Raw genomic sequence first — 25,479 nt, forward strand, 5'->3', positions numbered from 1 at the left:
CTCCCGCATGAGGTCCTTCAGCAGCCGCACGAAGGCCATCGTGGTGGCCGCCTGCTGCTTGCCCGACCCGCGGCGGGTCCCGGCGTAGGCCTTCTCCCCGGGCAGCACGACCGGGGTGTGCCCCGTGCGGCGGGCCGGGACCGGCCCGCCCAGCTGCCGGCGGCGCTCGAGCAGGTACTCGATCTCCGGGGAGTCCGGGCCCGGGTGGTAGTACGGGGCGTTGTAGAGGTCGTCCTCGATCTGCTCGTCGGTCACCGGGATGCGCAGGTGGTCCCGGAAGGCCTTGAGGTCCGCCATGGTCAGCTTCTTCATCTGGTGGGTCGCGTTGCGGGCCTCGAAGGAGGCGCCCAGCCCGTAGCCCTTGACGGTCATCGCGAGCACGACCGAGGGCTTGCCCTCGAACTCGGTGGCCGCCTTGTACGCCGCGTAGACCTTGCGGTAGTCGTGGCCGCCGCGCTTGAGCGACCAGATCTCGTCGTCGCTCATCTGCGTCACCAGCTCCTTGGTGGCGGGCGACTTCCCGAAGAAGTGGTCGCGCACGAAGCCCCCGGACTCCGCCTTGTAGGTCTGGTAGTCGCCGTCGAGGGTCTCGTTCATGATCCGCACGAGCTCCCCCTCGCGGTCGGCCGCCAGGAGGGGGTCCCACTCCCGGCCCCACAGGACCTTGATGACGTTCCAGCCGGCCCCGCGGAAGAAGGCCTCCAGCTCCTGGACGATCTTGCCGTTGCCGCGCACCGGCCCGTCGAGGCGCTGCAGGTTGCAGTTGATCACGAAGTTGAGGTTGTCGAGACGCTCGTTGGCGGCCAGCTGGAGCAGCCCGCGCGATTCCGGCTCGTCCATCTCGCCGTCGCCCAGGAACGCCCACACCTGCTGGTCGGAGGTGTCCTTGATCCCGCGGTGGTGCAGGTAGCGGTTGAACTGCGCCTGGTAGATCGCGTTCATGGGGCCGATGCCCATCGACACGGTCGGGAACTGCCAGAACTCCGGCAGGCAGCGGGGGTGCGGGTAGGAGGGAAGCCCGTGCGGGGCCTTCGAGCGCTCCTGGCGGAAGCCGTCGAGGTCCTCCTCGCTGAGCCGGCCCTCGAGGAAGGCCCGGGCGTACATGCCGGGGGAGGCGTGCCCCTGGAAGAAGACCTGGTCGCCGCCGCCGGGGTGGTCGGGGCCGCGGAAGAAGTGGTTGAACCCCACCTCGTAGAGCGTCGCGGCGCCCGCGTACGTGGAGATGTGCCCGCCCACCCCGATCTCGGGGCGCTGGGCGCGGTGCACGAGCACCGCGGCGTTCCAGCGCAGCCAGGCCCGGTAGCGGCGCTCGATCTCCTCGTCGCCGGGGAACTCCGGCTCCTGGTCGGCCGGGATCGTGTTGACGTAGTCGGTGGTCGTCACCATCGGCACGCCCACGCTGCGGGCGCCGGCCTGCTGGAGCAGCGAGCGGACGATGTACTGGGCGCGGGAGGTGCCGCGGGTCTCGACGAGGTCCTCGAAGGACTCCAGCCACTCCTGGGTCTCGCCGGGGTCGGCGTCGGGGAGGTCGGTGGTGAGCCGGCTGCGGATCTCGCCCAGCCGTTCGGGGGTCGTGGTCATGGTGCGTGCCTCGTTTCGTCGGTGCGGGGGTTCCCCGCGGACGGGACGCGCCGGGCACCGTGGTGCGGTGCCCGGCGCGTCCGTGGTCGGTGTCGGTGGTGGCCCGGGGCGGGCCGGGACGTCAGTGGGCGGAGGAGGCGTCGTCGCCGGAGCGGCAGATGCGGGTGTCGATGATCTCGCCGGCGGCGGTGACCACCGGGACCTCGTTGCCGTCGCAGTCCACGAGCTTGCCGTCGCGGACGGTGTCGCCCTCCTGCAGGTGCTCCTGCAGGTGCTCGAGGCTCTCGTAGCGCACAGCGCGCACCGGCGCGTTGGCGAAGACGGAGCCGGTGCCCCTCGGCGGGTTGCCGGCGCGGAACTCGTTGAACAGCAGGTTCAGCAGCACGGCCATCACGGCGGCGGAGCTGATGCCGGAGTGGAAGATCGTCTCGAACCAGCCGGGGAAGTTCGCGTAGATCTCCGGGACGGCGATCGGCAGCATGCCGAACCCGATGGAGGTCGCCACGATGATGAGGTTCGCGCCGTTCTTGTAGTCCACCTTTGCGAGGGTGCGGATGCCGGAGGCGGCCACGCTGCCGAAGAGCACCACGCCGGCGCCGCCGAGCACGGGCGGGGGCACCGCCGCCACGACCCGGCCCAGCACCGGCAGCAGGCCGAGGGTGAGCAGGATGAAGCCGCCGGCGGTGACCACGAAGCGGCTCTTGACGCCGGTGATCGCCACGAGGCCCACGTTCTGGGCGAAGGCGCTCTGGGTGAAGCCGTTGAACAGCGGGGCCACCGCGGAGGCGGCCATGTCGGCGCGCAGGCCGTCGGCGATGCGCTTCTTGTCGACCTTGGTGTCCACGATCTCGCCGACCGCGATGATGTCGGCCGTGGTCTCGGTGAGGATCACCAGCACGACGATGAACATCGAGATGATCGCGGCGAGCTCGAAGACCGGCGGGCCGAAGGCCAGCGGCTGCGGGACGGCGAAGATGTCGCCCTCGAGGACCGTGCTGAAGTCCGCCTTGCCCAGCACCGTGGCCACGATCGTGCCCAGGACGAGGCCGATGAGGATCGACAGCCGGGAGATCGCCGCGCTGCCGACCTTGGACAGCAGCAGGATGATCAGCAGCGTCAGCCCGGCGAGCCCGATGTTGCCCACCGACCCGTAGTCGGGGGACTGGGCGTTGCCGCCCATGGCCCAGCGCCCGGCCACGGGGAAGAGGGTGAGCCCGATCGCGGTGATCACCACACCGGTGACCACCGGCGGGAAGAAGCGCACGATGCTGGCGAAGAACGGCGTGATGAGGAAGCCGAGGGCCGCCGAGGCGATCACGGCGCCGAAGACGGCCTGGATGCCGCCGTCGCCCTGGGCGATCGCGGTCATGGTCGCCACGGAGGCGAAGGACGTGCCCTGCACGAGGGGCAGCTGCGAGCCGAAGAACCTGATGCCCCACGACTGCAGGACCGTCGCGATGCCGCCCACGAACAGGCAGGCCGCGATGAGCAGGCCCATCTCCTGCGGGTCGACGCCGGCGACGCCGCCGATGATCAGGGGCGGGGCGATGATGCCGCCGTACATGGTGAGCACGTGCTGGAGGCCGTAGCCCAGGCTGGCGCCCACCCCGAGGAACTCGTCCTCCGGGCGCGTGCGGGTGGTCGTGGGCGGCTCGGCGGTGCGTGACCTGGCCATGGTGTTCTCCTAGGGATCCTGGTGACGGAAGAGACCCGGTGCCGGCCTCGACAGGGCGGGGACCGGGGCGGAGCGAGGAGGGGAGAGAGGGCGCGGCGGAACGGGCCGGCGCGGGCGGCGGCGCCTCGAGGACGCCGGTGCGTGCGGGCGGGGCGGCTGCCCGGACCTGCAGGAGGGTGTGGCGGGGGAGGGGTCCGTCGTCGCCGTGCGCGCGACGACGACGGACCCCGGGGCGCTCCGGTCGGGAGCGCGGGCGGGACGGCGGGACCGGCCGGCTCAGCAGAAGCCGGCGATGCCCGTCCAGGCGGCCTCGCGCAGCGGGGCCCCCTTGCGCTGGATCGTGGCCTCGATCAGGCCGAACGGACGGTCCGCCGCGTAGTGCGTCTCGTTGTTGTTCGGCAGGTCGCAGAAGCCCAGGTCGTAGACGAAGTGGTGCTTGTTCGGGCAGGAGAACTTGATCTCGTCGATCTCGGGGTGGGCCTCGATGACGGCCTTGCCCATGAGGTACAGGGTCTCCTGCAGCGCCCGGGAGTAGTGGTCGGTGAACTTGGTGAGGATGATCCGCTTCACGTCCTCGTAGACGGCGTCGTAGTCGACGTCGGTGGTGTTGTAGCGCCACCGGGTCGCGACGTCGGTGGACATGATCCGGTCCTCCGTCTCGGGCAGGGTCGTGTACTTGTCCTTCGGGTAGCCCGCGAAGCCCGACTGCGTGGACTTCAGGACGGTCAGGTCCTTGAACCCGGAGATCACGGTCCGCTCCTCGCCGTCGGCGACGACCACGGCGGTGCGCACCTCGTCCTTGTTCTGCACGAAGCAGTGGTCGTGGTCGTCGATGCGGTTCCAGGCGTACTCCTGGGCCGCCCAGCGACCACCGGTGATCCACTCGAACTCGCCGGTGAAGTGGTCGGCGAGCTTGAGCAGCAGGTCCTCGGGCGACTCGATCCCGTACTGCTGCGCGAAGGCGAAGACGGTGTTCTTCTGCGTGTCGGTCGGCACGCAGTGGGCGTTGTCGCCCTCCGTGTGCACGGCCTCCAGGTCCCCGCGCAGCTGCGAGGTGACCACGAGGTCGCGGATCTCGTGGCGGTCGGTGCCGCGGTCGATGCGCACCACGTGGTTCTCGGCCTTGCCGTACTGGTTCGGGCCGAGGACGACGGTGTCCGTGGCGGCGGTGGTGTCGGCGATGACGTCGGTCATGACGTTTCTCCTTGTGCGAGGTGTTTTCTACTGATGGGGCCGTCGAAGACGGGACGAGCCGTCAACTCCTGGGTCAACTGCCCCTGTAGGTGGAAAAGGCGAACGGGCTGAGCAGGAGCGGCACGTGGTAGTGCCTCTCCTCCGCCTGCACCGTGAAGTTCACCGTCACGAACGGGTAGAACGTCGGCTGGTTCCTGCCGGCGAAGTACTCGCCCGTTCGGAAGGTGATCCGGTAGTCGCCGGATTCCAGGGTCTCTGGGCCCAGATCGGGCACGCGGCCGTCGGCGTCGGTGACGGCGGTCGCGATGGGGGAGCCGTCGGCGGTCTCGAGGACCACGGTGATCCCCCGGGCGGGGGTGCCGACGACGGAGTCGAGGACGTGGGCGGTGACGTAGCTCATGCGGTGACCAGCCCTTCGAGGCGGAGGAGGGCGATTTGGCGCAGCTGGTCGGCGACCACGGTGCGCTCCGTCGCGGGGTCGTTGTGCAGGCGCTGGGAGAGCTGCTCGAGGATCTCCTCGGGGCTGCGGCCGGCGGCGCGGATGAGGAAGACCTGACCGAACTTCTCCTCGTAGGCGCGGTTGCCCTCCCGCAGCCGCCGCTGGACGTCCTCGTCGGAGGGGTCCACCGCGGCCTGCTCGGCGCGGGACAGGCTCGCCTCGGCACCCTCGCCCGCGGCGCGCTCGCCGATGCGGGGGTGGTGGGACAGGGCCTGCTCGACCTCCGCGTCGGTGAGGGGGGCGGCGGCGGTGCGGGCGGCGCCCAGGAGGGCCTCCCGATGCCAGTACGGGCGGGCGTCCGCGACGGCCTCGAGCCAGCGGGGGACGTCCAGCGCCGGGCGGATCGCCTGGACGGCGTCCTCCCGGGTCAGACTGTTGAACTCGGTGAGATGCATCGGTCGCGCCCGGTTCCTTTCTGAATTCCGTGATGTGAAATAATAATTTCACTAAGAACAGTGAAGTGGCTCACAGCACAGAAGTCAATGGGTTCGGTCCATCGTTTTCATGTTCGCCCCGAAGTGTTACGCGCCGACGACACCCGGCTCGTGGGCGGTGCCGCGGCCGGGAACGGGCGGCCCGGTCCCGTCCCCCGCCCGCTGCGGGGGCGGGATCCCGTCCTGTCCTGTTCGCCTCCGCCCGGTGGGGGCTGCGCCCGGTGCGGCGCCGCGCGGGCCGGCAGGCAGGATGGGCAGCAGGCGCGCAGCGGTGCGCCACGAGCGGAGGGAGCAGGCATGAGCGGCACGCAGGGTGCAGGAGCGGTGGGGGATCCGGGCCGGGCGCGTGCGGGCACGGCCGTGGTCACCGGGGCCGGGTCGGGGATCGGGCGGGCCGTCGCCCGGGCCTTCCTCGACGAGGGGTGGGCGGTCGTGCTCGCCGGGCGCCGGCGGGAACCGCTCGAGGAGACGGCGGAGGGGCGGCCGGGGGCGCACGTGGTCCCCCTGGACGTCACCGACGCGGCGGACGTCGCGGCCGGGTTCCGGCGCGCCGAGGCCCTCCTGGGCCGCCTCGACGTGCTGTTCAACAACGCGGGCACCTTCGGCCCGCGCGGCACGGCCGACGAGATCGACGTGGTGGACTGGGAGCGGACGCTGCGGGTCAACCTCACCGGCAGCTTCCTGTGCGCGGCCGAGGCCTTCCGGATCATGCGCTCGCAGGAGCCGCAGGGCGGGCGGATCATCAACAACGGCTCGGTCTCGGCCCACGCCCCGCGCCCGCTCTCGGCGGCCTACACGGCGAGCAAGCACGCGGTCACGGGCCTGACGAAGTCCCTGGACCTGGACGGCCGCCCCTACGGGATCAGCTGCGGGCAGATCGACATCGGCAACGCCGCCACGGAGCTGCTCGCGGGGCTGGGCACCGACGGCGGGGCGCTGCAGGCCGACGGGTCGCTGCGGCCCGAGCCGAGCTTCCCCGTGGCGGAGGTCGGGCGGGCCGTGCTGCTCATGGCGCAGCTGCCGCCCTCGGCCACGGTCAGCTCGCTCGTGCTGACCGCCGCGGGCATGCCCTTCCAGGGCCGGGGCTGATCCCCTCCCCTCCGCGAGCTCCCGTGCTCAGGCCGGGATCCCGCGCCGCACACGGGTTCGGCACGGGATCTCGGGGCTCCGACGGGATCCCGCGGAGACGGGTGAGGGGTGGCGGGACGAGCGGACGGTGCGGCTCAGGCCGCCAGCTGCTCGCGCAGGCGGGCCACGTGGCCCTGCGCCTGCACGTCGTACTCCGCCGAGGCGATCCTGCCCTGCTCGTCGACCACGAAGGTCGAGCGCAGCGGGCCCACGCGGGTCTCGCCGCCGACCGACTTCTCGCCCCAGGCGCCCCAGGCGCGCGCCGTCGCGGACTCCGGGTCGGAGAGCAGCCGGTAGGGCAGGGCGTGCTCCTCGGCGAAGCGGGCCAGGGTCTGCTCGTCGTCGGCCGAGACGCCCAGCACGGTGTAGCCGAGGCTCTCGAGGGAGGCGAGGTTGTCGCGGAAGTCGCACGCCTCGGACGTGCACCCCGGCGTGAACGCCTTCGGGTAGAAGTAGACGATCACCCGCCGGCCGTGCAGACCGGCCAGGTCCACCTCGCGGCCCTCGTGGTCGGTCAGGGTGAGGGCGGGGGCGGGGTCGCCCGCGCGGAGCTGCTGCGTCATGGGTCCTCCTCGTGGTGCTGCGGTGGTCGTGGTCCGAGTCTGCCCTGCCGGACCCGGCGCCCGGGGTGCGGACGCGCCCGGTGTGCGCGGGAGCCGGTTCGGGCGGGCGGGCTCAGGCGAGCGGGCGGCGGACCGAGAGCCGGCCCACGGCCGCGCCGACGGCGGCCGAGGAGAGTGCGAGCACCCACAGCGGGGTGCCCCGGTGCTCCCGCTGCGGGGGGAGGCTCAGGTCCGGGTCGCAGTCGGCGCCCGTGTAGGTGAAGAACGTCGCGGGGGCGGCGCAGGCCGGTGCAGTGGTCATCGGAACTCCTCACGGTTCATTCTGCGGAATAATAATTCCGTATCGTGAAACATAGCGCGGAGTGCGGGAGTGGTCAAGGGGTTCGGCGCAATTGCGGGCCCGAGCGGGCGGACCCGGGTGGTCGCGCGCGGGTCGAGGGGTGGCCGCGGGTACGGGGCGCGCCCCGGCGGGCAGCGGGTGACGCCCCCGAGGGCGGGGCAGGGCCCGGTGCGGCCGGGGTGCCGCGGCCCGACGGGACAGGGCCTGGCGGGACAGGGTCCGACGGGACGGGGCCCGGGCGGCGGCGCTCAGTCGCGCAGCCGCAGCTCCGTGCACAGGTCCTCGCCGAGGACGAAGCGGCGCACCGGGGCCCGCACCGCCCCGGAGAGGTGGTCGGCGCCGGGGAAGCGGATGCCCGGCACGCCGTCGCCGATGAGCATCGGCGCGGTCGTGAGGAACAGCCGGTGCAGCGCGCCGGCGGCGAGGAAGCCGGAGACGGTGCGGCCCCCGCCCTCGACGAGCACCCGGTCCAGCCCCCGCCGCGCGAGCGCGGCGAGGACCTCGGCCGGGGCCAGGCGGCGTCCCGGGGCGGGCAGGCGCAGGAGCTCCACGTGCCCGGCGAGCCCTCCGGCCACGACGGCGTCCTCGCCCACGACCCACAGGGTCGGGGCGGCCCCGTCGGTCAGCACGGCAGCCCCCCGCGGGGAGCGGGCCGAGGGGTCCAGGACCACGCGCACGGGGTGCTCGCCGGCCACGGCCCGCACGGTCAGCCGGCAGTCGTCGGCGACCACGGTGCCGGCGCCGACGACGACGGCGTCGACGAGCGCGCGCAGCCGGTGCAGGTGCTCCCGGTCCTCGGGGCCGGTGACGAACTCCGCGTGGCCGGTCCGGGAGGCGATGAAGCCGTCGAGGCTCTGGCCGAGCTGGGCGATCACCAGCGGGCCGTCCCGGGCGACGAGCGGGCCGTAGCGCTCGGCGAGCGCCGCGCCGGGGCCGTGCGCGGCGGGGACCTCGCCGGCCAGCAGCGCAGCCCACGCCGCGGCCCCGTCGGGGGCCGCGGCGTCGTCGCGGGCGGGGGTCTCGCGCACGGCGGGCTCAGCCGTGTGCGCGGAACCGGTCCCGGGCCGTCTCACGGGCGACCTCGAGCAGCCGGTCGTACTGGTCGGCGGCCTCGGCCTCGAGGCGGCGCAGCTGACCGGCGTCGAGGCGCGGCTCGTCGGGGACGAGCTCGAGCAGCGTGATCCACATGCTGCGCTTGGCCACCACGAGGGACTGCAGCATCTCGAGCTCGCCGTGGGCGGCGACCCCGGCGCGCTCGCGGATCCGGCTCAGCGGGTTGAGCCGGGAGGCGATGCCCGCGACCGTGCCCAGCGCCTTGGCGAGGGTGCGCCGCGAGAAGCCGAGCCGGGCGAGCACGGTCTCGAGCTCCTCGATGTCGTGGCGGATCTCCTCGTGGAACGTGGCGAAGCGCCCCTCGTAGGGGGTCCCGGCCCAGGTGCGGCGGGCCTCGTCGAAGAGCCGCACCCCGGACAGGGCGCCCATGTAGTGCCCGAGCACGTACGCCTCGAGCCGGTCGGCCTGCAGCGCGGCGGGGCGGGCGGTTCCGTCGTCGTCGGGCCGGGTCTGCTCGCTCACGGTGGACCTCCTGGTCGTCGGTGCCGCGAGCCGTCCGGCCGCGGGGGCGTGGGTGCCCAGCGTACTGACTCGCGGGCGCGCAGGGCAGGCGGACGACGGCGTGCGACCGCCGCCGGGAGGATCGTAAGCGATGTGACTATCATGGGCGCATGAGCGAGCACAGCGACCAGGACCCCCGCGCCGGCGAGACCCTCGGCGCCCCGAACCCCGAGCCGGGCAGCGGGCTCGACCGGGACCCGGACGAGTGGGCCACGGGCGAGGAGCCCATGACCGCCGCCCAGCGCAGCTACCTCGACACCCTGGCCCGCGAGGCCGGGGAGGAGCTGCCGGCCGACCTGACCAAGGCTGAGGCCTCCAAGCACATCGACCGGCTGCAGGACCGCAGCGACCGGATCGGGGACGAGTAGTCCCCGCCCCGGGCGGGCGGCAGCCAGGACACCCGCCGCGAGGGCGGCCGACCGGAAGGAGAGCGCCGTGAGGATCGTCGTGCTGGGAGCGACCGGCAACGTGGGCACCGCCGTGCTGCGACGGCTGCACGCCGCACCCGGGGTCACGGAGGTCGTGGGCGTGAGCCGCCACGGCCCGGAGCGCTCCGGGGCGCCGTACGACGGCGTGCAGTGGCACCGCCTCGACGTCGCCGACAAGGAGTGCGTCGCCCCGCTCGCGGAGGTGCTGCGCGGAGCCGACGCCGTGGTCCACCTCGTGTGGCTGATCCGGCCCAACCGCGACCGCGCCGTGATGCACCGGACCAACGTCGACGGGCTCGTGCACGTCCTCGACGCGGTCGCCCTCGCCGGGGTCCCCCACGTCGTCTACCCCTCCTCGCTGGGGGCCTACGCCCCGGGACCCAAGGACCGGCCCGTCGACGAGTCCTGGCCGCTGGGCGGGGTCGGGACCTCCCACTACAACGTGCAGAAGGCCGAGACCGAGACGATCCTCGACCGGTTCGAGGCCGCGCACCCGCAGGTGCTCGTCACCAGGCTGCGGCCGGGATTCCTGTTCCAGGCGGCCGCCGGGCCCGAGATCCACGACTACTTCCTCGGCCCGCTCGTGCCGCGGTGGCTGGTGGCCCGGCTGCGGCTGCCCGTCCTGCCCTTTCCGGAGCGCTTCCGCTTCCAGGTGCTGCACACCGACGACGTCGCGGACGCGTTCTGGCGGGTGATCGACCAGCGGGCCGGCGGGGCCTTCAACGTCGCCGCCGAGCCCGTGGTGGGCCCCGACGAACTGGCCCGGGTGCTCGGGGCCCGGCGGGTCCTGCCCGTCCCCCCGGCCCTCGTGCGGGCCGTGGTGGCCCTGGCCTACCGGCTGCGGCTGCAGCCCACCGACCCCGGGTGGATCGACCTGGCCGGGGCGGTGCCCGTCATGGACACCACCCGGATCCGCGAGCTCACCGGGTGGTCGGAGACCGTCAGCTCCCTCGACGCGATCCGCGAGCTGCTCGACGCCGCCGGCGGCCCCGAGGGGCTGGGCAACGCGGAGCACCGCGCGCGCTCCCCGCTGGTCTAGCCGGGCTCCCCGCCGCGGACGACGACCTCCCCGGTGGCCGTCGAGTCGTCGCGCAGCATCCACCCCATGCGCTTGTGCGTGCGCACCCCGACGTCGGACTCCACGACCTGCACCCCGGGCGCGGCCGCCTGCAGCCCGGCCTCGACCTCGAGGATCTCCCCGGGGGTGCGCAGCCACAGCAGGAACGTCAGGTTCGTGTCCCCCGTGGTGGAGGCGCACAGCCGCAGGGTGCGGTAGGAGCGCAGGTAGCGCACCGCCGCCTCGAGCTGGGCCGGGGGCACCCGCACGTACCACTGGCAGGGCACGGGGTGGCCCGAGTGCTCCTGGGCCAGCTCGCAGCGCACGGCCACCAGCCCCGTCCCCACCGCCTGCCGCAGGTGCCGGGCCGCCGTGGTGGGGTGCGTCCCGGTGGCCGCCGCGACCTGCGCCGCGGTGGCCCGCCCGTCCCGCTGCAGCACGGCCGTGAGCTCCTCCAGGTGCGGGGGCACCGCCCCGTGCGGGCGCTCCGGCCCGCCGCGCAGCTGCGCGACCCGCCGCTGCTGCTCGGGGGTGAGCACGTCCAGGCGCCAGTTGCTGCCGATGGCGTAGAGGCGGGTGGCCACGGTGACCCGGCTGCGCAGGATCGCCGGGTCGGCCCGCACGAGGGGGAGCACGTCGCGGGTCATCTGCTGCCAGTCGCGGGTGAGCACGGTCAGCCGCACGTCCCAGGCGCGCGCCGACTCCTCCACCGTGCTGATCTCGGGACTCGCGCACAGCCGCCGCAGCACCTCCTCCCGGTGGCCGGGACGGCACTCGAGGCCGATGAAGGTCGCGCAGCCCCGGGTCCCCGAGGTGCCGAGGTGGCCGGTCACCCACGTGCGGCCCTCCGCCCGCAGCCGCTCCCAGCGCGCGGCGAGCGTGGTGGGGTGGCGCCCCAGGGCCGCGCCCAGCTGGGTCCACGTGGCGCGCGGGGCGATCTGCAGGGCGTGGACCAGTTCCAGGTCCTCGACGGGCAGTTCCATGCTCGATCCTTCGGTGTAGGGGTGCTCACATGCAGGTTATCGCAGTTCTGCAGCGGTCGTGATCCGGGTCACGCCACGCTCGATCCGACCAGCGAGCGCGTCCCGCGCCCGCCCGACCGCCCAGGGAGTTCCCATGCCGCTCCGCACCGTCGTCGACGGCGCCTCCACCGAGATCCTGTCCGTGGCCAACCTGCCCGTGCTGTGGATCTGCGCCCTCGGCGTCTTCGCCGTGATCGTCGTCCAGACCCTCGTCTACGTCCGGGCCGCCCGCACCGCCGCCCCGGCCGCGGGCATGACCCCCGAGGAGCTGCGGACCTCGTTCCGCGCCGGCGCGGTCTCCGCCGTCGGCCCGTCCCTGGCCGTGGCCCTCGTGGCCGTGGCCCTGCTGACCGTCTTCGGCGCCCCGGCCGTGCTCGTGCGCATCGGGCTGATCGGGTCCGTGTCCTTCGAGACCGGCGCGGCGAGCATCGCCGCCGGCACCATGGGCGCCGACCTCGGCGGTCCCAGCTACACCCAGGGCGTGTTCGCCGTGGCGTTCATGGCCATGAGCCTGGGCGGGGCGATGTGGATGCTCGCCACGCTGATCCTCACCCCGCTGCTCAAGCGGGGGGACGTGAGCCTGCGGCGGGTCAACCCCGCGGTGATGACCGTCGTGCCCGGCGCCGCCCTGCTCGGGGCCTTCTTCGCCCTCGGCCTCGGGGAGCTGCCCAAGTCCGGCAACCACGTGGTCGCCTTCCTGGCCTCGGCCGCGGCGATGGCCGTCTGCCTCGGGATCGCCCGGGCGCTGGGACGCCGGTGGATCCGCGAGTGGGCCCTGGGCCTGGCGATCCTGACCGCCCTGGTCGTCACCTACGTCACCGTCGGCGCGGGCCTTTTCCCCGCCGCCTGAGCCGCCGACCCACCGGAGGAGAACCACCATGAACGCCGAGCACACCGCCGCGCTGCGCGAGTTCGACACCACCACGGCCCGCTGGGGCCGGCTGACGATGATCGCCGGGCTGCTCTTCGCCCTCGCCGGACCCGCCTACCTCGTGCTCTTCAGCGGGCTCGACGTCGACCAGGCCCGGATCTGGACGGCACTGATCGCCATCGCCGGCACCTTCGGCGTGCTGTGGGTGGTGGAGCCGCTGACCTACTACCCGATCCTCGGGCAGGCCTCGATGTACCAGGCCTTCATGATCGGCAACATCTCCAACAAGCTGCTGCCCTCCGCGCTGATCGCCCAGTCGGCGATTGGCGCCAGGCCGGGGACCCGGCGGGGCGAGCTGGCCGCGGTCATGGCCATCGGCGGCGCCGCCGTGGTGCACCTGGTCTCCCTGCTGGTCTTCGTCGGCGTCCTCGGCACGTGGCTCGTCAGCGTCGTGCCCGCCGACGTGATCGCCGTGGTCCAGACCTTCATCCTGCCCTCCGTCATGGGCGCCGTGCTCGTCCAGGCCATCGTCTCGACCCGCAACCTGCGGATGACCCTCGTGGCCGGGGCGGTCTCAGCCCTCGTGGTGTTCGTCCTCGTGCCCGCCGTCCCGTCCCTGGCCTTCTTCGGCACGGCCATCGCCGTGCTCACCACCGCGGTGCTGGCGTGGTTCCTGCGCGACCGCACCGCGGCGCCGTCCGGACCGGCCGCGGGCGACCCCGCCGCCGCGGCCGGCCCCGCCGTGCCGGCCGGCCCCGGCGACCCGGCCGCACCGGTCCCGCCGCGGACCGAGGACACCGCCCGCGGCTGAGCCGCCCCCCGAACCCCGCCCCACCCCGACCTCCGGAGGAGAACGCCATGACCACCACGACCGTCCCGCAGCCGAGCGAGGAGCTCACCGAGCGGATGCACGAGCTCTACCGGCACCTGCACGCCCACCCGGAGCTGTCGATGCAGGAGCACGCCACGGCCGAGCTGATCGAGCGCGAGCTCGACGCGCTGGGGGTGGAGCACTTCCGCTGCGGCGGCACCGGCGTCGTCGGCGTGCTGCGCAACGGGCCCGGGCCGGTGGTGGCCTTCCGCGCCGACACGGACGGGCTGCCCCTGGCCGAGGACACCGGGCTGGACTACGCCAGCACCGCCACCGGCCGGCTCGAGGACGGCACCGAGGTGCCCGTGATGCACGGCTGCGGCCACGACACCCACGTGGCCGTGCTGCTGACGGCCGCGCGCCTGCTCGCGGGCGCGCGCGAGGCGTGGTCGGGGACCCTGGTGCTCGTCTTCCAGCCCGGGGAGGAGATCGCGGCGGGGGCGCAGGCCATGCTGGCGGACGGGCTGTGGGAGCGGGCCCCGCGCCCGGAGGTGGTCCTGGGCCAGCACGTGATGCCGCAGCTCGCGGGCACGATCCACTGCTCGGTGGGCGACGCCATGGCCATGGCCGACTCGTGGCGGGTCACGGTGCACGGCAAGGGCGCCCACGCGTCCCAGCCGCAGGACGCCACCGACCCGATCGTGCTGGGGGCCCACATCATCACCCGGCTCCAGACCGTCGTCGCCCGCGAGGTCGACCCGCGCCGCTCCGCCGTCGTCACGGTGGGGACCTTCCACGGGGGGCTCAAGGAGAACATCATCCCGGCCCGGGCGGAGTTCACGCTCAACGTGCGCACCCTCGACCCGGAGGTGCGCGAGCACGTGCTCGGGGCCCTGCGGCGGATCATCAGCGCGGAGGCCGCGGCCTCGGGCGCCCCCGAGCCCACGGTCGAGGTGCTCTCGACCTTCCCCCGCAACTACAACGACCCCGCCGCCACCACGGAGCTGCTCGAGCACTTCCGCCGGGAGCTGGGGGAGGAGCGCGTGGTCCAGGTCGACCCGCTCATGGGCTCGGAGGACTTCGGCGCCCTCGGCGCGGCCATCGGGGTGCCCTCGGTGTTCTGGATGTTCGGCGGCCACGACGCCGCGACCCTGGCCGGGGAGGGGCCGGTGCCGGTCAACCACTCGCCGTTCTTCGCCCCCGCCGTGGAGCCCACGCTGTCCACCGGCGTGCGGGCGGCCGTGGTGGCGATCCTCGCCCGGCTCGGGCGCTGAGGGCGGGACCGGCCGGCGCCGCGGCGGCGTGCACCGGGCCGGGGGCGTCCGCCGTCGTGCCCCGGTCCGGTGCCCGGGGCCCGACGACGGCCCTGCGGGCCGGCGGCCCGGGCCGGCCGAGCGCACGGCGGGCCGGCGGCACGGGCGCTGCGGCCCGGCGCGGCCGGGCGCGGCTCAGCGCCGGGAGCGGGTCAGCAGCGCGGAGGCGCCGCTGACGAGGACCATCGCCGCGGCGGCGCCGATCGCCGCCGCGAAGGCCCCGTCCGGGCCGGCGAGCTCGGCGAGGGACCCGGCCAGGGCCGCGCCCAGGGCCGTGCCCAGGACCACGCCGCCGGCCAGCAGCGTCATGACGGTGCCCTGCCGCTCCGGCCGGGCTGCGTCCCCGCCGACCGTGAAGATCGTGACCATCACGGGGCCCACGGGGATCCCGGCCACGAGCAGCGCGACGACCATCGCGGGCACGGTCGCCGGGGCGAGCAGCAGCAGGCTCAGCCCGGCCATGGCCGCGGCGCTGCCCACCCACCGGGCGCCGGGGCGCAGCCGCTGCGGCCACCACGCCACCGACAGCGCCGCCGCGGCCGAGCTCAGGCCCAGCACGGCGTAGAGCAGCCCGGCCGCGCTCTCCAGCCCGAAGCGGCCGCCGAACGCGGCAAGCCCGTTCTGCAGGGCGCCGAAGAAGGTGCCCATGGCGACCATGCCCAGCACCGGCAGCAGCACGAGCACCCGCTCGCGCGCGCTCATCGGGATCGGGGGCCCGGCCGCGGCGCGGGAGGGGCCCGCCACGGCGCGGCCGGAGGGGTGCAGGGCGAAGGCCGGCACGAGCAGCAGCACGAGCAGCGCGGAGAGCACGAACGGCAGCCAGGGCGCCACGAGGGAGGCCAGCAGTCCCACCAGGGCGGGCCCCAGGACGAAGGTCAGCTCGTCCGCGGTCGACTCGTAGGACAGCGCCGTGTCGAGGGTCCGGCGGTCGGGGCCGGCCAGCGCCCGCCAGCGCACGCGCACGAGCGGGCCGACCGGCGGGCACGTCGCGCCCACGAGCAGGGCCGCCGCCACGACCGCCGGCAGCGCCGGTCCGCCCGGACCCAGGGGCACGTGGGCGGCGGCGAGCAGCAGGGCGGTGCTCACCGCGTGGAGCAGGGCCAGGACCAGCAGCACCGGCCGTTGTCCGGCCCGGTCGGCGAGGGCCCCGGCCAGCGGCCCGCCGGCGGCGGCGCCGATCCCCACGGCGCCGGCGGCCAGCCCGCCGGCGGCGTAGGACCCGGTGACGGCGGTGGCCAGGGTCAGGGTGCCGACGGTGACCATCGCCATGGGCAGGCGGGCCAGCAGGGCCAGCGGGAGGAAGCCGAGACCGGTCAGCCGCACGAGCCGGGTCCACGGCCCGCCGTCCGCGGCGGGCCGTGCGGATGCGGCCGCGGGGCCGGCCGCGGTGCCGGGGGACACGGCCGGGCCGGGCACGGCGGCGAGGGGGCCGGTCGAGGGGTGGGCGGGGGGTGCGGTGGTCACGGGTCTCCTGAGCAGCTGCGCACCGTCCCGCCTCCCGGTGCGCCCGACCCGGACACGTCCGCTAGTCTACCGGCCCCCGCGCCGGCACGCGGGTGATCTCCACCGCACCCGTGGCCGAGGAGGCGTGGAGGCAGGGCCGGTCGGCGGGGGCCGCGGCGCAGACCGCGGCCGCCGGCCGGGCGGTCCCGCCCCGCTCCGCGCCGGGCACGGCGGGGGTCCACCAGTCGGCCTCCGGCACCGTCGCCTCGACGGAGCCCGCGCCGGCCGTCAGGGACGTGCGCCGGGGCGCCTCGCCCACGAGCCGGACCTCGGTGGAGCCGACCTCGGTGTGCACGTCCAGGTCCTCGCGCACCCGCAGCCCGTCGAGCTCGACCGAGCCGACGTCGGAGGCCGCCCACAGGGAGCGGGCGCTGCCGGAGGCCTCGACCACCCCGGCGTCGGTCTCGAGGCGCACGTCGCCGAAGTCGCCCTCGAGGCTCAGGACGCCGGCGTCCGAGGACAGCCGCAGGTCCACGGGATCGTCCCCGGAGGGGACGGTCACGCGCACGTGCATCCCGCCGCCGGCGCCGGGCCAGGAGCTGCCCGGGAGGGCGTCGATGCTCAGCCGCCCGTCCGCGACGCGGGGCTCGGGGGCGCTCTCGAGCCGGATCCCGGCGTAGACGGACTCTACGCGCAGGTCGGGCACGTCGGCCGTGGCGACCTCGACCACGGCCGAGCGACCGTCGACCACGACCGTGTCCACGGGCTCGGTCACCGTGGTCGCGACCCGGTGCTCCTGGACGGACAGGGCGGCGGCCGCGACCGCGCCGCCGCCGCCCAGCAGGGCCAGGGCGCCGAGGCCGCCGAGCACGGCGGTGGGCACGAGCCAGGCGGCGCGCTCGCCGCTGCCGGGAACGGACCGGGGGCTGGGGTGGGTGGTCATGGCCGGAACTCCTGACGGGTCGGACGGGTCGGGCGGGCCCCGGGGGACGCCGCCCCCGGAGGTGCTGTCCCGGGATCGGGGTAGCCGAGGTAGCGCAGCACCGCGCGGACGCGGCGGTTGCCGCCGTCCTCGTGGGCGAGGCCGAGCTTGGTGAACACGGAGCGGATGTTCTTCTCGACCGAGGACTCGGTGAGGAACAGGTTCGCCGCGATCGAGGCGTTGGACAGGCCCTGGGCCATGAGCCCGAGCACCTCGTGCTCCCGCGGGGAGAGCAGCTCGAGGTCCTGGCGGTGCCGGGAGCGCACGAGCAGCTGGGCGACGACCTCGGGGTCGAGGACGGTGCCCCCGGCGCCGACGGTCTCCACGGACTCGAGGAACTGCTCGACGTCGGCCACGCGGTCCTTGAGCAGGTAGCCGAGCCCGTCCCGGCGGGAGGCGATGAGCTCCGCGGCGTAGCGCTCCTCGACGTACTGGGAGAGCACGAGCACGGCGATGCCGGGGTGCTGGGCGCGCAGCAGGACCGCGGCGCGGATGCCCTCGTCGGTGAAGGTCGGGGGCAGGCGCACGTCGACGAGCGCGAAGTCGGGGGCGTGCTGCTCCACGGCCCGCAGGAGGTCCTCGGCCGTGTCGACGTCGGCGAGCACCTCGTGCCCGGCCTCGGTGAGCAGGCGCACGAGCCCGGCGCGCAGCAGGACGGCGTCCTCGGCGACGACCACGCGCATCAGGACCGCCCCCCGGTGCTGCCGGCCGGCAGCTCGACGCCCAGGACGGTGGGCCCTCCGGCGGGGGAGTCGAGGGTGAACCGCCCGCCGGCGGAGCGGACGCGGTCGGCGATCCCCGACAGGCCGCCGCCGGGCACGACCACGGCGCCGCCGCGGCCGTCGTCGAGGACCCGGGCGAGGACCCGGTCCGCGCCGGGGTGCTCGCCGCTCTCGAGGGAGACCTCGACGGAGACCCCGGTGGCCCCGGCGTGCTTGACCACGTTGGCCAGGCCCTCGGCGACCGCGAAGTACACGGCGGCCTCCGTCTCGGGGGCCAGGCGGGGCACGCGCACGTCCACGGCGACGGGCACGGGGGACTGGGCGGCCACGGCCGACAGCGCCGCGTCCAGGCCCCGGTCCTCCAGCACCGCGGGGTGGAAGCCGCGGGCCAGCCGGCGCAGCTCGGCGATGGCGGCCTTCGTGGTCGCGTGGGCCTCGGTGATCAGCTCCTTCGCGGCGGCGGGGTCGTCGTCGATCCGGCGCCGGGCCATGGAGAGGTTCATCGCGACGGCGACCAGCTGCGGCTGCACGCCGTCGTGCAGGTCCCGCTCGATCCGGGAGCGCTCGGTGCGGGCCCCGCGCACGGCGGTCTCCCGGGCGGCGGCCGCCTCGGCGGCCCGCCGGCGCAGCTCCGCGGCCTCGTCCACGCGCAGCAGCAGCCGGGACAGGCCCCGGTGGGCGGCCGCGCACAGGCCGACGACGACGAGGCCGGTCAGCGCGATCGTGCTCCCGGCGAGGACGACGGCCCAGTCGGGCCAGGCGCCGGGACCGCCGGCCGGCCACACGGGGTTCTCGGGCGCCGCGTAGAGGGGGGCGAGGGCCAGGGCGAGCGCCGCGCCGGTGCCGGCGAGGGCGCCCACGGCCGCCCAGCCGAGGGCGGTCGTGAGGACCAGGTGCAGCAGCCCGGTCCACAGCGGGGCCTCGGAGACGTCGAGCCACAGCTGGTGGAGCAGCCGCCAGCCGTCGGTGCGCGGCGAGCGCCGCCGGTGCGGGGCGGGCAGCACGAGGCCGAAGGCGGCCTGGGTGCGGCGGCGCTCGACCCACACCGCGGCGCGGGCGGCGTAGACGGCGGCCGCGAGGGGCACCACGCCGACCACGACCGGCAGGGCGGCGACGCCGGAGGTGACCAGGGCCAGGAGCAGGCCCAGCCACAGGGTGCCCAGCGCGGCGTCGACCACGAGGTCGGCGGACCCGGCGAGGAGGGTCCGCGGGGACCAGGGGCCCCAGCCCGGCAGGGCGCCGGGGGCCGCACCGTCCGCGGCGGCGGGGGCGCCGGCCGCCCGGGAGGCGGCCGGGTGGGATCCCGCGGGACGGGGACCGGGGGAACGGGAGTCGTCGTGGCCGGGGGCGGTGCCGGAGGGCGCCGGGCGCCCGCCCTCGTGCTGCCAGGGCACCGGCGGCAGGGGCCGGGTCTCGTGCGGTGTGCTCATGGCCACCACGCTACGGTCGCGGGCAGCCCGCCGACTGCGACGCTGCCCGCCCGGTGCGGGTGCGGAAATCCGCACCCGCGCCGGGCGGGCCGTGCGCCGGGCGGGCCGTGCGCCGGGCGGGCCGTGCGCCGGGCGGGCCGTGCGCCGGGCGGGCCGTGCGCCGGGCGGGCCGTGCGCCGGGCGGGCCGTGCGCCGGGCGGGCCGTGCGCCCGGCGACACGCGGCGACGGCCGGGCGGGCGGGTGTTGACGCAGCTCACATCCCGTCCCTACGGTCGCACCGTGGCCCGGGAGCCGTGCGCCCCGGGCCCCGCCGCCCGAGCCGAGGAGCCCGCCCATGACCACCACCCCGCCGGCCCGTCCCGTGCCCGAGGCCCTGGCCGGGCTGCCGGGCTTCACGCGGGACCCCGCCGAGCTCGAGCGGGTCCGCACCGACCGCTCCGGCTACGTCCCGCCCACGCGCCCCGCCGGCCTCGTGCAGGCCCGCACCGTCGAGGACGTGGTGCGGACGCTGCGCGCCGCCCACGAGCACCGCGTCCCGGTCGTGCCCCGCGGGGCCGGCACGGGCCTGGCGGCCGGGGCCTCGGCCCGCGAGGGCGAGATCGTCCTGGACCTGCACCGGATGAACCGGATCCTGCGCATCGACCCGGTCGAGCAGATCGCCGTGGTGGAGCCGGGGGTGCTCAACGCCGACCTCAACGCGGCCGCCGCCGAGCACGGGCTGTTCTACGCCCCGGACCCGGCCAGCACGTCGATCTGCTCCGTCGGGGGCAACATCGCGACCAACGCCGGCGGGATGCGCTGCGCCAAGTACGGGGTGACCCGCGAGGCGGTCCTCGCGCTGACGGTCGTCCTCGCCGACGGCCGGGTGCTCACCACCGGGGCCGGGACCGTCAAGGCCGTCACCGGCTACGACCTCAAGGCGCTGTTCATCGGCTCGGAGGGCACCCTGGGCGTCGTCGTCGAGGCCGTCCTGCGCCTGCGCCCGGCGCCCGTGGCCACGGCGACCGTCGCGGCCTGGTTCCGTGACGTGGGCAGCGCGGCGGCCGCGGCCTCCGCGGTGATCGCGGCGCGGGCGACCCCCTCGGTGCTCGAGCTCGTCGACGGCCCCACGCTGGGGGCGATCGACCTGGCCACGGGCAGCGCCCACCGCAGCCGCGGCGAGGCCTTCCTGCTCGCCCAGACCGACGGCTTCGGGGCGGAGCTCGAACGAGACGTGGTGCTGCGGGCGATCGGGCCCTTCGCCGAGTCCGTGCTCGTCGCCGACGACCCGGCGGAGGCGGAGGCGCTCGTGCAGGCCCGCCGCAGCGCCATCCCCTCGCTCGAGGCCCTCGGGAGGGTCTCGATCGGGGACGTCGGGGTGCCGCGCCACCGGCTCGCGGAGATGGTCACCGGGCTGCGGCGGATCGCGGAGGAGACCGGCGTGGAGATCTGCACGGTCGCCCACGCGGCGGACGGCAACCTGCACCCCATGATCGTCGTGGGCCGGGACGAGCCGATCACCGAGGGCCCGCCCAAGCTCGCCCTGGGCCGGATGTTCGAGCTCGCCCGCAGCCTCGGCGGCACCCTGACCGGCGAGCACGGGGTGGGGCTGCTCAAGCAGGACTGGTTCACCGACGAGGTCGGGGAGCTCTCCCGAGAGGTCCAGCACCGGATCAAGCAGGCCCTGGACCCCCACGGCATCCTCAACCCCGGCAAGGCCGTCTGAGCCCGGCGGGGCCGGCTCACTCGTGGCGCAGCGCCTCGATCGGGTCCTTGCGCGCGGCCCGGACGGCGGGCAGGGTCCCGGCGAGGAACGCGATGCCCACGACCGCCGCGACGATCAGCAGCACCCGGTCGCCCTCGAAGGCGAACAGCGACAGCCCGGGCAGCCGGGCCAGCGGCCCCGCGGTCAGGGCGTCGCTGGCGGCGGTGCCGGCCAGGACGCCGGATGCGGCGCCGGCGACCGCCCCCAGGAAGCCGATGACCACGGCCTCGAGGGAGAACAGCCCGAAGACCTTGGGCCCGCCCATGCCCATGGCCTTCATCAGCCCGATCTCCCGGGTGCGCTCCTGCACGGACATCAGCAGCGTGTTCACGATGCCGAGCCCGGCGGCGAGCAGCGCCACGACCGCCGAGGTGTTGAGGATCCACACGATCCCGTTGATCACGGCCCGGAACATCCCGAGCTTGTCCTCGACCGTGGAGGCGACCATGCCCTCGTCCTCCAGCCGGTCCTGGACCGCCCCGATCCGGCCGAGGTCCGGGACGCTGACCGTGGCCATGAGGTAGCTCTCCGGCACGGGCTGCGGGCCCCCGGAGACCTGGTGGGCGTGCAGCCGCTCGTTGAAGGACGCCGAGGGGATGGGGTTCAGGGCCGTCCCCGCGAGGCTGGCCTGGGTCACCCCCGAGACGGTCGCCGGGAAGGCCCGGGGCCGGCCCGCGACGTCCTCCATCACGACCTCCACGCGCGCCCCGACCGCCTCCTGCGGGGAGGCGAAGCCGAGGCCCGCCACCCAGCTGCCGGGCAGGGACAGCTCGTCGCGGCCCGGGTCCGGAGCCCGACCGGCCACGAGCCGCAGTCCCTCGACGTCGACCGGGATGCCCAGGGGCAGCTGGAAGCGCTCCCCGCCGGGGGTCTCCAGCCAGCTGGGCGTCACCGAGTACATGGGCTCCACGGAGGCCACGTGCTCGAGGCCCTCCAGCAGCGCCACGTCCCCGGGGGTCAGGCCCTCGAAGGAGACCCCCAGCCCCGTCTGCACCCGGGAGGACCCCGGTTCCCAGGGCCGCGGCCCCGAGCCGGAGGAGAGCTCGACGAGCGGGTGGGAGCGCTGGACGTAGAGCGTGTCCGGGGTGCCGAAGGCCGCGACCGTCTCGTCGATGTAGCGGTTGACCCCGGTGCCCATCCCCGAGGTGAGGGTCAGGGCGAGGGCGCCGATGAACACCGCGAGGACGGTCAGGCCCGCCCGCAGCCCCGCGCGCCGCGTGTTCGCCACGGCCGCGCGCAGCAGGTCCGCCCACGTCATCGCACGGCCCCCGCGGGGTGGACGTCCCCGCGCGGGAGCACGTCCGCCGCGAGCAGCGGCACGCGCGCCGGCGGGCCGGCGACCAGCCCGTCGCGCAGGTGCACCCGGCGGTCGCAGCGGGCGGCGAGGGCGTCGTCGTGGGTGACGACCACGAGCGTGATGCCGCGCTCGCGCTGGAGGCCGAGGAGGGTGTCCTCGACCACCGCCCCGGTGGCCGAGTCGAGGTTGCCCGTGGGCTCGTCGGCGAAGACCACGAGGGGGTCGTTGACCAGGGCGCGGGCGATCGCCACGCGCTGCTTCTGCCCGCCGGAGAGGTCGGTGGCGCGGCTGGCGGCCTTCCCGGCCAGCTCGAGCCGCTCCAGGACCTCGAGGCCGCGGCGGCGGCGCTCGGCCCGGCGCACCCCGGCGATGGTCAGCGGCAGCACGACGTTCTCGAGCACGGACTGGTGCGGGGTGAGGAAGAACTGCTGGAAGACGAAGCCGAACGCGGTGTTGCGCACCCGGTCGACCTCCCGCGCCGACAGCGACGCCGCGGGGCGGCCCTCGAGCGCCACGGTCCCGGAGGTCGGGGCGTCGAGCAGGGCCAGCAGGTGCATCAGGGTGGACTTCCCGGAGCCCGACCGGCCCACGACGGCGACCGACTCCCCGCGCCCGATCCGCAGGCTCACCCCGCGCAGGGCCTCGACCCGGTCGGCGCCGCGGCCGTAGGCCCGCACCAGGTTCTCGGCCTCCAGCACCGCGCAGCTCATCCTCGCGTCCCCCTCGTCGCCCGGCCGGCACCGCCGGCGGCACCGCGCGGCCGGCGGCCCGCCCCGGGCGGTGCCGCCGGTCGGTCCGCGCGGACGGGGCTCCCCGCACCCCGGGGACCATCATGTGCACGCGCACAGCGCGGGCGGAACCTGTGACGCGCCGCCACTAGAGGGGACAGACCCGGCCGGGGCGGCGCTGACGACCTGTCGCAAACCCCCTGTCGGGCCCGTCCCTAGACTGGAGGGGTGCAGGCATGGCTCGAGTCCCTCCCCCTCGGCGCCGGCATCGCCTTCTTCTGGCTCGTGGCCGTCGTGCGGACCACGGTCGTCTACGCGCTCGGCCGGGCGGCCGCCCGCGGCGGGCGGCGCGTGGCCGCGGTGCGGCGCGCCACGGACGGGCCCGTCTACCGGCGGGCCGAGCGGCTCGTGCACCGGTGGGGCGTGCTCGCCGTCCCGGCCTGCTTCCTGACGGTCGGGCTGCAGACCGCCGTCATCCTCACCACCGCCCTCACGCGCATGCCGCTGTCCCGGTGGGTGCCGGCGATGCTCGTGGGCACCTTCGTGTGGGGCGTGGTCTACGGCACGGTGGGGATGGCCGTGGTCTGGGCGTTCCTGCGCCGGCCCGGGGTCGCGGTGGCCGCCGTCGCCGTCGTGGTCCTGGCCGCCGCCGTGCACGCGGCCCTCCGGGCGGGGCGCCGCCCGGCGCGCGAGCACGCCGGCCCGCAGGCCTGAACGGGCCGGGGGCGCGCGGACCGCCCCCGGGGCGGTCTCACTCCTGCCGCTCGACCTCGGCGGCGTCCGCGGCCCGCACGGAGGACCCGCCCGCCACGTCGGAGAGCTCGTCGCCGAGGTCCCCTCGACGTCGGTGCCCGGCCCGCGCTCAGATCCGCAGGTGGACCAGGGACGGGCCCGTCAGCGTGAGCGCGAGGGCGACCTTCTCGGCCAGGTCCTCCTGCGTGGCCTCGAGGCCCGTGGCGCCGAAGGCCTCGGCCAGCGCCGGCCAGTCCGGCTGGCGCAGGTCCACGGCGAGCGGGTCGATGTCCCGGTCGACCATGTTCTGCCGGATCTCCCCGTAGCCGCCGTTGTCCACGCACACGATCGGCAGGTCCAGGCCCAGCTCCACGGCGGTCATCAGCTCCTGGACCGAGAACATCAGCGCGCCGTCGCCCACGAGGCACAGCACGGGCCGGTCCGGTGCGGCGAGCTTCGCCCCGATCGAGGCGGGCAGCCCGTAGCCCAGGGTCGCGTACGTGCCCATGTACAGCAGCGAGTGCGGCAGCTGCGCGCGGAAGAACGTGGTCGAGCCCAGGTAGGTGACCTGCGAGGAGTCCCCGCCGATGATCGTGTCCTCCGGGACCACGGACATGATCGTCTCGTTGAGGGCGGCGAGCTCGGGGGCGGTGCGCCGGCCCTCGTCGTCGAGCCGGGCGAAGACCTCGGTGAGGTCGCGGGCGGGGCGCGGGGGCAGCGGACCGATCGCCTCGAGGAGCTGCGGGACCACGGCCGCGGAGTGGCCGGGCAGCTCGATGTCCGGGTCGAGGTTGCACAGCATCTGGTCCCGCATGATGTCCACGCGCACGACCGGTCCCCGCGGCGTGATGTCCCCGCCCCACAGCTCCGCCTCGCCCACCTTGGAGCCGATCACCAGCAGCGCGTCGGCCGAGCGCAGGAACTCGTGGGCCGTGGACAGCCGCAGGTCCGCGCCCAGGGACAGCCGGTGCCGCTCCGGGATCGCGCCCTTGCCGTTGGTCGTGGTGATCACCGGTGCCTCGAGCAGCTCGGCGAGCTCGAGCAGCCGTGCCCCGGCGGGCAGCGAGCCGCCGCCGGCCAGGATCACGGGGCGGCGGGCGGCGCGCAGCACCTCGGCGGCCCGGCGCACGTCGTCGGCCGGGGCAGGCTGCGGGGCGCCCAGCGGCCGCGGGGCCACGTGCCGGTCGGTGTACTCCAGCTCCGCCTCGAGGACGTCCAGGGGGATCTCGATGTGCACCGGCCGGGGCCGGGAGTGGGTGAAGTCCCGGAAGGCGTCGTGGACCATGGTCACCGCCTCGGCGCCGCTGGTCACCCGGCGGGAGCGGCCCACGATCGCGTCCACGGCCGCGGAGGGGTTCTTCGTCTCGTGCAGCGAGCCGATGTCCCGGAAGTCGTGGCCCAGGGGCCGGCCGGGGGAGAGCAGGATCATCGGCCGCGACTCGGCGTAGGCGGTCGCCGCCCCGGACAGGGAGTTGAGCAGGCCCGGCCCGGAGGTGGTGATCACGACCCCCGGCAGCCCGGAGACCTGGCTCCAGCCGTCGGCGCCGTACGCGGCGCCCTGCTCGTGGCGGGTCGTGACCGCCCGGATCCCGAGCTCGCGCAGGGGGCGGTAGAACTCGAGGGAGTGGGTCCCCGGGATTCCGAAGACGGTGTCGACCCCGTAGCCGCGCAGGGTCTCCAGGACGGCGCGGGCGGTGGTGCGGCGGGCGCTCACGGGCGGGCCTCCGCACCCGCGGGGGCGGCCGGGGCGGTGTACCTCCGCCCCCGGGCGGCTGCTCCGGCGGGGAGGGGGAGGGCCGGTGGGGCGCTCATCGGCTGCACGTCCTTCTCCGGGAGCGAACCGCAGTCCCGGACTGCTCGTCCTGTTTTT

24 protein-coding genes and 1 pseudogene are annotated in these 25,479 nt (G+C 75.5%); 8 read left to right on the forward strand and 17 right to left on the reverse strand.

All coding sequences use genetic code 11. The annotated features are described in order from the left end of the window. The 5 genes and pseudogenes from LQU92_RS13810 to uraD form a co-directional block, all read right to left on the reverse strand. Positions 1-1,581: pseudogene (locus tag LQU92_RS13810) on the reverse strand (pyruvate dehydrogenase (acetyl-transferring), homodimeric type); the annotation flags it as partial. A gap of 121 nt (positions 1,582-1,702) precedes the next feature. Beyond that, positions 1,703-3,256 (reverse strand): nucleobase:cation symporter-2 family protein, encoded by a 1,554-nt coding sequence (locus LQU92_RS13815; protein ID WP_230781330.1) that lies wholly within the window; start codon positions 3,254-3,256, stop codon positions 1,703-1,705. 276 nt (positions 3,257-3,532) lie between these two features. After that, a complete protein-coding gene (gene pucL, locus LQU92_RS13820) occupies positions 3,533-4,450 on the reverse strand; it encodes a factor-independent urate hydroxylase (protein WP_101850930.1) in 918 nt (305 codons plus the stop codon). 73 nt (positions 4,451-4,523) lie between these two features. Next, a complete protein-coding gene (uraH, locus tag LQU92_RS13825; RefSeq protein WP_230781331.1) occupies positions 4,524-4,850 on the reverse strand; it encodes a hydroxyisourate hydrolase in 327 nt (108 codons plus the stop codon). Next, positions 4,847-5,344: a 2-oxo-4-hydroxy-4-carboxy-5-ureidoimidazoline decarboxylase gene (uraD, locus tag LQU92_RS13830; protein WP_101850928.1), complete on the reverse strand. Its 498-nt coding sequence runs from the start codon at positions 5,342-5,344 to the stop codon at positions 4,847-4,849. The genes uraH and uraD overlap by 4 nt, the downstream gene beginning before the upstream one ends. A gap of 336 nt (positions 5,345-5,680) precedes the next feature. Between uraD and LQU92_RS13835 the strand changes: the two genes are divergently transcribed. Further along, complete coding sequence (locus LQU92_RS13835; protein ID WP_230781332.1) at positions 5,681-6,472, forward strand: SDR family oxidoreductase; 792 nt, start codon at positions 5,681-5,683, stop codon at positions 6,470-6,472. 134 nt (positions 6,473-6,606) lie between these two features. Here the strand turns inward: LQU92_RS13835 and bcp are convergent, their stop codons facing one another. The 4 genes from bcp to LQU92_RS13855 form a co-directional block, all read right to left on the reverse strand. Beyond that, positions 6,607-7,074 (reverse strand): thioredoxin-dependent thiol peroxidase, encoded by a 468-nt coding sequence (gene bcp, locus LQU92_RS13840; RefSeq protein WP_230781333.1) that lies wholly within the window; start codon positions 7,072-7,074, stop codon positions 6,607-6,609. 112 nt (positions 7,075-7,186) lie between these two features. After that, the gene (locus tag LQU92_RS13845) at positions 7,187-7,375 is read right to left on the reverse strand and encodes a hypothetical protein (protein ID WP_230781334.1); all 189 of its coding nucleotides are present in this window, start codon (positions 7,373-7,375) and stop codon (positions 7,187-7,189) included. A gap of 287 nt (positions 7,376-7,662) precedes the next feature. Further along, positions 7,663-8,442, reverse strand: coding sequence for a RibD family protein (locus LQU92_RS13850; protein ID WP_230781335.1), 780 nt, complete (start codon positions 8,440-8,442; stop codon positions 7,663-7,665). A 7-nt stretch (positions 8,443-8,449) separates the two neighbouring features. Continuing rightward, complete coding sequence (locus LQU92_RS13855; protein ID WP_230781336.1) at positions 8,450-8,989, reverse strand: hypothetical protein; 540 nt, start codon at positions 8,987-8,989, stop codon at positions 8,450-8,452. Between the two features lie 149 nt (positions 8,990-9,138). Between LQU92_RS13855 and LQU92_RS13860 the strand changes: the two genes are divergently transcribed. Both LQU92_RS13860 and LQU92_RS13865 read left to right on the forward strand, forming a co-directional pair. After that, complete coding sequence (locus tag LQU92_RS13860; protein ID WP_101850922.1) at positions 9,139-9,396, forward strand: DUF3072 domain-containing protein; 258 nt, start codon at positions 9,139-9,141, stop codon at positions 9,394-9,396. Between the two features lie 67 nt (positions 9,397-9,463). Further along, entirely contained in the window at positions 9,464-10,495 is a 1,032-nt protein-coding gene (locus tag LQU92_RS13865) for an NAD-dependent epimerase/dehydratase family protein (RefSeq protein WP_101852940.1), read from the forward strand. On the opposite strand, the gene LQU92_RS13870 is transcribed toward LQU92_RS13865, so the two are convergent. Continuing rightward, entirely contained in the window at positions 10,492-11,496 is a 1,005-nt protein-coding gene (locus LQU92_RS13870; RefSeq protein WP_230781337.1) for an Lrp/AsnC family transcriptional regulator, read from the reverse strand. The two genes, LQU92_RS13865 and LQU92_RS13870, sit on opposite strands and share 4 nt — an antisense overlap. Positions 11,497-11,629: 133 nt before the next feature. On the opposite strand from LQU92_RS13870, the gene LQU92_RS13875 reads away from it, so the two are divergent. The 3 genes from LQU92_RS13875 to LQU92_RS13885 are packed head-to-tail and all read left to right on the forward strand — an operon-like array spanning position 11,630 to position 14,491. Continuing rightward, positions 11,630-12,385, forward strand: a complete 756-nt coding sequence (locus LQU92_RS13875) for a DUF5058 family protein (RefSeq protein ID WP_101850920.1) — start codon at positions 11,630-11,632, stop codon at positions 12,383-12,385. Between the two features lie 28 nt (positions 12,386-12,413). Continuing rightward, the gene (locus LQU92_RS13880; protein WP_230781338.1) at positions 12,414-13,217 is read left to right on the forward strand and encodes a hypothetical protein; all 804 of its coding nucleotides are present in this window, start codon (positions 12,414-12,416) and stop codon (positions 13,215-13,217) included. A gap of 47 nt (positions 13,218-13,264) precedes the next feature. Next, positions 13,265-14,491: an amidohydrolase gene (locus LQU92_RS13885; protein ID WP_230781339.1), complete on the forward strand. Its 1,227-nt coding sequence runs from the start codon at positions 13,265-13,267 to the stop codon at positions 14,489-14,491. A gap of 174 nt (positions 14,492-14,665) precedes the next feature. Here the strand turns inward: LQU92_RS13885 and LQU92_RS13890 are convergent, their stop codons facing one another. The 4 genes from LQU92_RS13890 to LQU92_RS13905 form a co-directional block, all read right to left on the reverse strand. Next, positions 14,666-15,994, reverse strand: a complete 1,329-nt coding sequence (locus LQU92_RS13890) for an MFS transporter (RefSeq protein ID WP_230781340.1) — start codon at positions 15,992-15,994, stop codon at positions 14,666-14,668. A gap of 61 nt (positions 15,995-16,055) precedes the next feature. Then, a complete protein-coding gene (locus tag LQU92_RS13895; RefSeq protein WP_101850917.1) occupies positions 16,056-16,916 on the reverse strand; it encodes a hypothetical protein in 861 nt (286 codons plus the stop codon). Then, positions 16,913-17,638, reverse strand: a complete 726-nt coding sequence (locus LQU92_RS13900) for a response regulator transcription factor (RefSeq protein ID WP_230781341.1) — start codon at positions 17,636-17,638, stop codon at positions 16,913-16,915. Before LQU92_RS13900 ends, LQU92_RS13895 begins: the two co-directional genes overlap by 4 nt. Then, positions 17,638-19,107: a sensor histidine kinase gene (locus LQU92_RS13905; protein WP_230781342.1), complete on the reverse strand. Its 1,470-nt coding sequence runs from the start codon at positions 19,105-19,107 to the stop codon at positions 17,638-17,640. Before LQU92_RS13905 ends, LQU92_RS13900 begins: the two co-directional genes overlap by 1 nt. 335 nt (positions 19,108-19,442) lie before the next feature. Here LQU92_RS13905 and LQU92_RS13910 point away from each other — a divergent pair, with 335 nt between their 5' ends. Further along, positions 19,443-20,813 carry an FAD-binding oxidoreductase gene (locus LQU92_RS13910; protein WP_230781343.1) on the forward strand — a complete coding sequence of 457 codons (1,371 nt, stop codon included), beginning with the start codon at positions 19,443-19,445 and terminating at the stop codon, positions 20,811-20,813. 16 nt (positions 20,814-20,829) lie between these two features. Here LQU92_RS13910 and LQU92_RS13915 read toward each other — a convergent pair whose 3' ends face one another. Together LQU92_RS13915 and LQU92_RS13920 are read right to left on the reverse strand one after the other, a co-directional pair. Beyond that, positions 20,830-22,110, reverse strand: a complete 1,281-nt coding sequence (locus LQU92_RS13915; protein ID WP_230781344.1) for an ABC transporter permease — start codon at positions 22,108-22,110, stop codon at positions 20,830-20,832. After that, on the reverse strand, positions 22,107-22,859 hold the full coding sequence (locus LQU92_RS13920) for an ABC transporter ATP-binding protein (RefSeq protein WP_230781345.1): 753 nt from the start codon (positions 22,857-22,859) through the stop codon (positions 22,107-22,109). The genes LQU92_RS13915 and LQU92_RS13920 overlap by 4 nt, the downstream gene beginning before the upstream one ends. A 246-nt stretch (positions 22,860-23,105) precedes the next feature. Between LQU92_RS13920 and LQU92_RS13925 the strand changes: the two genes are divergently transcribed. Continuing rightward, positions 23,106-23,591, forward strand: a complete 486-nt coding sequence (locus tag LQU92_RS13925; RefSeq protein ID WP_058857939.1) for a hypothetical protein — start codon at positions 23,106-23,108, stop codon at positions 23,589-23,591. 148 nt (positions 23,592-23,739) lie between these two features. Here the strand turns inward: LQU92_RS13925 and LQU92_RS15175 are convergent, their stop codons facing one another. Further along, positions 23,740-25,323: a thiamine pyrophosphate-binding protein gene (locus LQU92_RS15175; protein ID WP_230781346.1), complete on the reverse strand. Its 1,584-nt coding sequence runs from the start codon at positions 25,321-25,323 to the stop codon at positions 23,740-23,742. Positions 25,324-25,479 lie beyond the last annotated feature (156 nt).

The sequence above is a fragment of the Kocuria sp. LUK genome, assembly GCF_021012935.1.
In the GTDB taxonomy this organism is placed as follows: Bacteria; Actinomycetota; Actinomycetes; order Actinomycetales; family Micrococcaceae; genus Kocuria; species Kocuria flava.